The 7,058-nt window shown below is 69.4% G+C and carries 7 protein-coding genes; 3 read left to right on the top strand and 4 right to left on the bottom strand.

Features of this window, described 5'->3' with window-relative positions; translation table 11 throughout:
• The 3 genes from FW784_RS11245 to mutM form a co-directional block, all read right to left on the bottom strand.
• Positions 1-1,584: serine/threonine-protein kinase (locus tag FW784_RS11245; RefSeq protein ID WP_149353435.1), on the bottom strand; the 1,584-nt coding region annotated here is incomplete at its 3' end.
• A 28-nt stretch (positions 1,585-1,612) separates the two neighbouring features.
• On the bottom strand, positions 1,613-2,188 hold the full coding sequence (locus FW784_RS11240) for an ECF-type sigma factor (RefSeq protein WP_149353434.1): 576 nt from the start codon (positions 2,186-2,188) through the stop codon (positions 1,613-1,615).
• Positions 2,189-2,280: 92 nt separating this feature from the next.
• Complete coding sequence (mutM, locus tag FW784_RS11235) at positions 2,281-3,093, bottom strand: bifunctional DNA-formamidopyrimidine glycosylase/DNA-(apurinic or apyrimidinic site) lyase (protein ID WP_149353433.1); 813 nt, start codon at positions 3,091-3,093, stop codon at positions 2,281-2,283.
• A gap of 207 nt (positions 3,094-3,300) precedes the next feature.
• On the opposite strand from mutM, the gene FW784_RS11230 reads away from it, so the two are divergent.
• From FW784_RS11230 to FW784_RS11220, 3 genes are read left to right on the top strand one after another with little or no spacing between them, the layout of a single operon-like run.
• Positions 3,301-4,506: a DesA family fatty acid desaturase gene (locus tag FW784_RS11230; RefSeq protein ID WP_149353432.1), complete on the top strand. Its 1,206-nt coding sequence runs from the start codon at positions 3,301-3,303 to the stop codon at positions 4,504-4,506.
• A 1-nt stretch (position 4,507) separates the two neighbouring features.
• The gene (locus FW784_RS11225) at positions 4,508-4,861 is read left to right on the top strand and encodes an EF-hand domain-containing protein (RefSeq protein WP_235893664.1); all 354 of its coding nucleotides are present in this window, start codon (positions 4,508-4,510) and stop codon (positions 4,859-4,861) included.
• Complete coding sequence (locus FW784_RS11220) at positions 4,862-5,731, top strand: pseudouridine synthase (protein WP_149353430.1); 870 nt, start codon at positions 4,862-4,864, stop codon at positions 5,729-5,731.
• Positions 5,732-6,099: 368 nt separating this feature from the next.
• Here FW784_RS11220 and FW784_RS11215 read toward each other — a convergent pair whose 3' ends face one another.
• A complete protein-coding gene (locus FW784_RS11215; RefSeq protein ID WP_149353429.1) occupies positions 6,100-6,786 on the bottom strand; it encodes a glutathione S-transferase N-terminal domain-containing protein in 687 nt (228 codons plus the stop codon).
• Positions 6,787-7,058: the final 272 nt, after the last annotated feature.

Raw genomic sequence — 7,058 nt, 5'->3', positions numbered from 1 at the left:
GCGCGCGTCACCGGTGCGGCGCAGCACGTCGCCGCGCAGCGCGCCCGCCTCGATGCGCAGGCTCTCGGGCACGTCGGTGTTGTGTTCGATCAGCTGCTTCTGGCGTTCCAGCAGCGTCAGGGCCTGGCCGTAATCCCCAAGGCCCATGCGCAGTCGCGCGACCAGGCCGAACAGTTCGGCCTGCGCCGCCGGTTCGCGCGCCAGCTCGCGATCGCCGCGCTCGACCGCGGCGTCGAGCAGGCTGCGCAGGTCGACTGCGCGGGCGTCGTGCGTTTCCGCCGCCTTCTCGAACACGCTTGCGATGAAGTCACGCATCGCCTGCGTGCGGTGCGCCTCGTCGACCGCCTGCTGGCTCTGCCGCCACGTCACGCCCACCGCGATCGCGATGAACACCACCGCCGCGGTGCTGCCGGTGATCGCCCACCGATGGCGACGCAGGAACTTGCGCGCGACGTAGAACATGCCCTGGGAACGCGCCTGCACGGGCCGGCCGTCGAGATGGCGCGCGAGATCCTCGCTGAGCGCCTCGACCGATGGATAACGCTCCTCCGGCTTCTTGCACAGCGTGCGCATCACGATGTTGTCGAGGTCGCCGACGAGGCGGCGTGCGCGACGTCGCAACTGCTGGCGCTCGAAGCGTTCGCCCTCGAGTTCGCCCTGGCGCATGAGCATCTGCGAGGGCCGCACCGGATCGACGGTCAGGATCGCCTCTTCCCACTCCGCATCGGTCTGGCGCTTGAGCCGGTACGGCTTGTTGCTGGTCAGCAACTCGTAGAGCACCACGCCGAGCGAGTAGACGTCGGTCATGGTGGTGACCGGTGCGCCGCGGATCTGCTCGGGCGCGGCGTAGTGCAGGGTGAAGGCGCGTGCGCCGGTGCGGGTGTGGTCGACCCTTGGCGCGCCGGCTTCGAGCAGCTTGGCGATGCCGAAATCGAGCAGGCGCACCTGCCCGTCGCGCGTGACCAGGATGTTCGACGGCTTGAGGTCGCAGTGCACGACGAGGTTCGCGTGCGCATGGCTCACTGCGGCGCACACCTGCCGGAACATGCGCAGGCGCGCGTCGAGCGGCACGTCGAGCCGCTTCCAGTAACGCGTGATCGGCTCGCCTTCGACGTATTCGAGCGCGAGGTACGGCACGCCTTCGGGGCTGACGCCCGCGTCCAGCAGCCCGGCGATGTGCGGGTGTGCAAGCCGCGCGAGGATCTGCCGCTCGCGGGCGAAGCGCAGGCGCAGGTTCTGGTCGGTGAGGCCGGGGCGCAGCAGCTTGAGCGCGACGCGGCGCTGGTACAGACCGTCGGCGCGGGATGCCCGCCAGACCTGCCCCATGCCGCCCTCGCCGAGCAGTTGCTCGAGGCGATAGGGCCCGATCTCGCTGCCTTCGCGCAGCAGCGCCTTGGGCATGACGATCGGCTCGGCGAGGAAGTCGTCACGCCCGCTTTCGAGCGCGAGCATGCGCGTCAGGTCGGCGGCGAGGTCCGCGTCGTTGCTGGCGATCTCACCCAAGCGCGCGCCGCGAGCGGCCGGCTCGAGTTCGAGCAGCTCGTCCAGGTGCGGCGACAGGCGCAGCCAGCGTGCGGGATCCATGGGTCAGCGGCCGTGCGGGACCACAGGCTCAGGCGGCCTGCTCGCCGCCTTCCAGGCTCGCGAGCAGGAACAGCCGGGCCTTCTGCCAGTCACGACGGATCGAGCGTTCGGACCGGTCCTGCAGCGCGGCGATCTCGAGTTCGGACATGCCGCCGAAATAGCGCAGCTCCACCACCTGTGCCAACCGCGCGTCGACCGCCGCGAGCCGGTCCAGCGCGCCGTCGAGGGCGAGCAGTTCTTCGTCCAGGCGGATCGCGCCTTCGCCATCTTCGGGGATCGAGGTGACGCGCTCCATGTCGCCGCCGCGCTTCTGCGCCAACCGCTGGCGCACGTGGTCGACTACGACGCTGCGCATGGCGGTGGAGGCATAGGCGAAGAAATGCGCGCGGTCGCCGAACTGCGCACCGTGGTTGCCGATCAGCTTGAGGTAGGCCTCGTGGACCAGCGCGGTGGCGTCGAGCGTCTGCTCCTGCTGCCCGGCCAGCTGCCGGCGGGCCATCGCGTGGAGTTCCTCGTAGAGGGTGCCGAGCACGCGATCGAGCGCCTCGCGACTGCCATCTCGCGCCGCGTCCAGCAACTGGGTGATGTCGGCGCTGTCGGTCATGGGCGTCCTGTCCTTCCGGCGGACTATACGCCCGGGTGCGGGGCCGGCCGTGGGCCGGAAGGCATGGCCGGCGCGTCCCGTTGGACTGGCGGTCAGCGTTGGCAGGCCGGACACCACACGCTTGCACGTTGCCCGATGGTGGACAGGCGCAGCGTGCGACCGCAGGTGCGGCAGGGTTCGCCGCCGCGGCCGTAGACCAGGAGCTCCTGCTCGAAGTAGCCGGGCGCGCCGTCGGGGCTGATGAAGTCGCGCAGGGTGGTGCCGCCGCGCTCGATCGCATGGGCGAGGATCGCTTTCACGGCGTCGGCGAGGCGCACGTAACGCGCACGCGACACCTTGCCTGCCTCGCGCCGCGGTGAGATGCCGGCCATGAACAGCGCCTCGGCCGCGTAGATGTTGCCGACGCCGACCACCACCGCCTGGTCCATCAGGAAGGTCTTCACCGGGGCGGTGCGGCCGCGGGATCGCAGGAACAGGTAGTCGCCCTCGAAGACGTCCGACAGCGGCTCGGGGCCGAGCCCGCCCAGCAGCTCGTGGGTCGTGCCGGGCGGCTGCCACAGCACGCAGCCGAAGCGCCGCGGGTCATTGAAGCGAAGCACGCGGCCCGAATCGAGGCTCAGGTCGACGTGGTCGTGCGCGCGCACCGGGGTGTCGCCCGGCAACACGCGCAGCGAACCCGACATGCCCAGGTGCAGCACGACGCTGCCCGCGAGGGTGTCGAGCAACAGGTACTTCGCGCGCCGCCGCACCGCATCGACGCGCTGGCCGGGCAACAGGGTCTGGACATCGGGCGGAATCGGCCAGCGCAGGTCGGGCCGACGCAGGGTGACGCCCACCACCCGGCGGCCTTCGACATGCGGCGCGAGCCCGCGACGGGTGGTTTCGACTTCGGGCAGCTCGGGCATCGCGGCGTCCAGCGGGCATCGCCTTGCAAAGTGGCGACGCCAGCCGCATCACGCAAGCCGCGACCGGCCACCGCCGCAACGCGTCGCATGCGTGAACCGCAGGGCCCCTGCTCAGTTTCCAGTGGGCTCAGGTGCATATGCCGGTGGCATCATGGATCGGTCGCTGGCGCGACCCGGCCTTGCGGCCGCTTCCCCCTGGAGTGTTCGATGTCTGCTTCGTTTCTGGATTTCCTGGCCGGCGGTCTGCTGCAGTTCGGCTGGGGATCGATGCTGCTCTATTTGCTGGTCGCCACGCAGATCACCATCTTCACCGTCACTCTTTACCTGCACCGTTCGCAGGCGCATCGCGCCGTGGACTTCCATCCGGTGCTCGCGCACTTCTTCCGCTTCTGGTGCTGGCTCACCACCTCGATGATCACCAAGGAGTGGGCGGCGATCCACCGCAAGCACCACGCCAAGTGCGAGACCGAGGACGACCCGCACAGCCCGCAGATCAAGGGCATCAAGGTCGTGTTCTGGCGCGGCGTCGAGCTCTATCGCGACGCGCGCCTGCAGCGCGACGACATCGAGAAGTACGGCAAGGGCTGCCCCGACGACTGGATCGAGCGCCACCTGTACACGCCGTTCGCGACGTGGGGCCCGACCATCCTGCTGTTCCTGTCGTTCGCGCTGTTCGGCTTCAAGGGCATCGCCGTGTGGGCGATCCAGATGGCGTGGATCCCGTTCTGGGCGGCCGGCGTCGTGAACGGCCTCGGCCACTGGTGGGGCTACCGCAACTTCGAGACGACCGACACCGCGACGAACCTGGTGCCGTGGGCGTTCTGGATCGGCGGCGAAGAGCTGCACAACAACCACCACGCGTTTCCCTCGAGCGCGAAGTTCGCACTGCGCAAGTGGGAGTTCGACATCGGCTGGGCCTCGATCAAGCTGTTTCAAGCCGTTGGCCTGGCAAAGGTGCTGCGCGTCGCGCCGTCGCTGGACGTCCGCCCGAACATCGCGATGCCCGACGGCGAAACGCTGAAGGCGCTGCTGGCGATCCGTTTCCAGGCGATGACCGATTACTACCGCGGCGTCACCCTGCCGGCCCTGCGCGAGGAAGCTGCAGCCGTAGGCGCGCGTGCACGCGACCTGCTGCCGCGCAAGCTGCGCAAGGGACTGGCCGATGGTGGCCGCTGGCTCGACGACGACAAGAAGGCGCGCCTGCAGGACTTCCTCGCCGAACGTCCGAAGCTCGCCACCGTCGCCGACTATCGCGCCCGCCTCGCGCAGGTGCTCGATGACCGCTCGCACGACGCCAAGGCCACGCTCGCGCGGCTGCACGCGTGGTGCCAGGAAGCGGAGGCCAGCGGCATCGCGTCGTTGCAGCAGTTCTCGGCGCGGCTGAAAGGCTATGCGCTCGCGTCGGCGCACTGAGATGCGCACCGGCGCGGTTTACCTGGGGGCCGCGCTCATCTGCGCGGCCTCGTCGTTCGGGGCGCGCGCCGGCGGGCCGGTGCGGTCGAGCGGTGACTACCTCGCGCGAATGGACAGCAACGGTGACCGCCGCGTCTCGCTGTCCGAATTCCAGGCGTGGATGGGCTATGCCTTCGAGCGCATGGACGTCGACCACGACGGCATCGTGTCGCCGGCCGAACTGCCGGGTGGACGTGGCAAGCCGATCTCGCTCGCCGAACATCGCGCCGCGCTGGCGGTGATGTTCGCCAAGCAGGATCGCAATCACGATGGCACGCTCGACGCACGCGAGCTCGCGGCTCCGCCGCAGCGCTGAATGAAGCCGACCGCGCCGCCGCCCATCGACGGCGTCGGTGCGAGCCGCGTGCAGCTGCGGCCGGGCGACGGCGACACGCTGCTCGACGCGCTGTGCACGCGCTTTCCCGCGATCGATCGCGACACATGGCGTTCGCGTTTTGCGCGCTCGCGCGTGCTGGACGCAGGCAGCCGCACGTTGGCCGCCGATGCGCCGCTCACTGTGGGCGGTAATGTGTACTACTACCGGGAAGTGACCGACGAGGCGGTATGCCCAGCCGTCGAGACGCTGCTGCACGTCGACGACGAGATCGCGGTGGTCGACAAGCCGCACGGTCTTGCGGTGATGCCCGCGGGCCGGTTTGCGAGCGACACGCTGCTCGCGCGAATGATCAGGCGACTCGGCAACGGCGACATCGTGCCGTTGCATCGCATCGACCGCGATACGGCGGGGCTGGTGATTTTTTCGCTTCGCGCGCAGACGCGCGACGCGTATCTCGCGCTGTTCCGCCAGCGGCGCATCCACAAGCGTTACGAGGCGATCGCGCCGCCGTTGCCGGCGCTCGCGTTTCCGCTCGTGCGCGAAAGCCGCATTGAACGGGGGACGCCGTTCCACGTCATGCGCGAGGTCGAGGGTGCGGCCAACAGCTGCAGCCGCATCGATGTCGTCGCGCGCGAAGACGGTGCGTGGCGGTACGCGCTGGAGCCGGTGAGCGGGCGCAAGCATCAGTTGCGCGTGCACATGGCGGCGCTTGGCGCGCCGATCTTCAATGATCGGCTGTACGGTGACGCGTCTTCGGACGGGCCGTTGAAGTTGCTGGCAGCGCGGTTGGCCTTCGAGGATCCGGTTGTCGGGGGTCGGCGGGTGTTCGAGAGCGGGTGGTCGCTGTAGCGGGTTGAGCGGGTCTTCGGCGCATAGACGCAATGGTGTTTCGTATTGCGTGGTGCAATCGGTTCGGGGTGCAGAAGCGTTTCGCGCGCTGGCGCGCCCGAGTCATTCTTCTTTGCCGGCACAAAGAAAAGTTAACCAAAAGAAATGCCTTCCCCGATGAGGTCTGCAGCCGGCGACCGGCTGCACCGGGGCGATCGGCTTCCTGCCGCGCGGGCGACGGCCGACATCCAGTCGGCCGCCCTTCGGGTCCCACGGTCAGGTGGGCTCTCGCGTTGAGGGGAAGCCAGCGCACAGGGGAACTGTTTCCATGGGTTCCTTGCGTCCGCCAAGCACAGTGGCTGCGTCCCGCGCACGCGTCGCGACTTCGCCTAGCTCGCTGGCGCGCCGAACAGCACCTTGCGCTCCGCGTCGGTCATCGGCTTCGCGTACGACGCGGAGGCATCGGCGTACACGATGCGGGTGGCGGCGCGTTCGCCGACGCGTGCGAACCAGCGCTCGAGGTTCGGGGTCGCGGCGAGGTCCTGCTTGTGCGCTTCGTGCGGAACGATCCACGGATAGATCGCCATGTCGGCGATCGTGTAGTCGTCGCCCGCGACGAACTCGCGGTCGGCCAGGCGCCGGTCGAGCACGCCGTAGAGGCGCGCGGTCTCGCGCGTGTAGCGGTCGATCGCGTAGGGCACTTTCTCCGGCGCGTACACGTTGAAGTGGCCGTTCTGCCCGGCCATGGGGCCCAGGCCGCCCATCTGCCAGAACAGCCACTGCAGTACCTCGGCGCGGCCGCGCAGGGACTGCGGAATGAACCGGCCGGTCTTCTCTGCGAGGTACAGCAGGATCGCGCCGGATTCGAACAACGACAGCGGCGCGCCGCCATCGGCGGGTGCATGGTCGACGATCGCGGGGATGCGGTTGTTCGGTGCGATGGCAAGGAACTCGGGGCGGAACTGCTCGCCGGCGCGGATGTCGACGGGGACGATACGGTGCGGCAGCCCCGCCTCCTCGAGGAACAGGCGAACCTTGTAGCCGTTGGGCGTGGCCCAGTAGTAGAGATCGAGCATGGCGGGTTCCGGCCGGGGGGGGAAACCGCATGCTAGGCGTCGCCGCGATGCGCGGCGTCGCGGCCTGCGCACGCTGCGTTGCGGTTGACCTGGGTCATGTCGCCGGCGGCGGCACGCGCCTAGCCTCGTTCCGACCCTGCCCGAGCACCCACCCATGGCCCGTCTCCGACTGCTGCCCCTGTCCTGCCTGCTGCTCGCGCTGGGTGCGCTGCCGGCCGCTTCCCACGAACACGCGCCGTCCGCGCCGGCCGATGCCGCGGCGGCGAAATACA

This window comes from Cognatilysobacter lacus (assembly GCF_008274655.1).
GTDB lineage: Bacteria > Pseudomonadota > Gammaproteobacteria > Xanthomonadales > Xanthomonadaceae > Cognatilysobacter > Cognatilysobacter lacus.
Note: the sequence above shows the minus strand (reverse complement) of the source record. Positions and strands in the feature narration are given on the sequence as shown.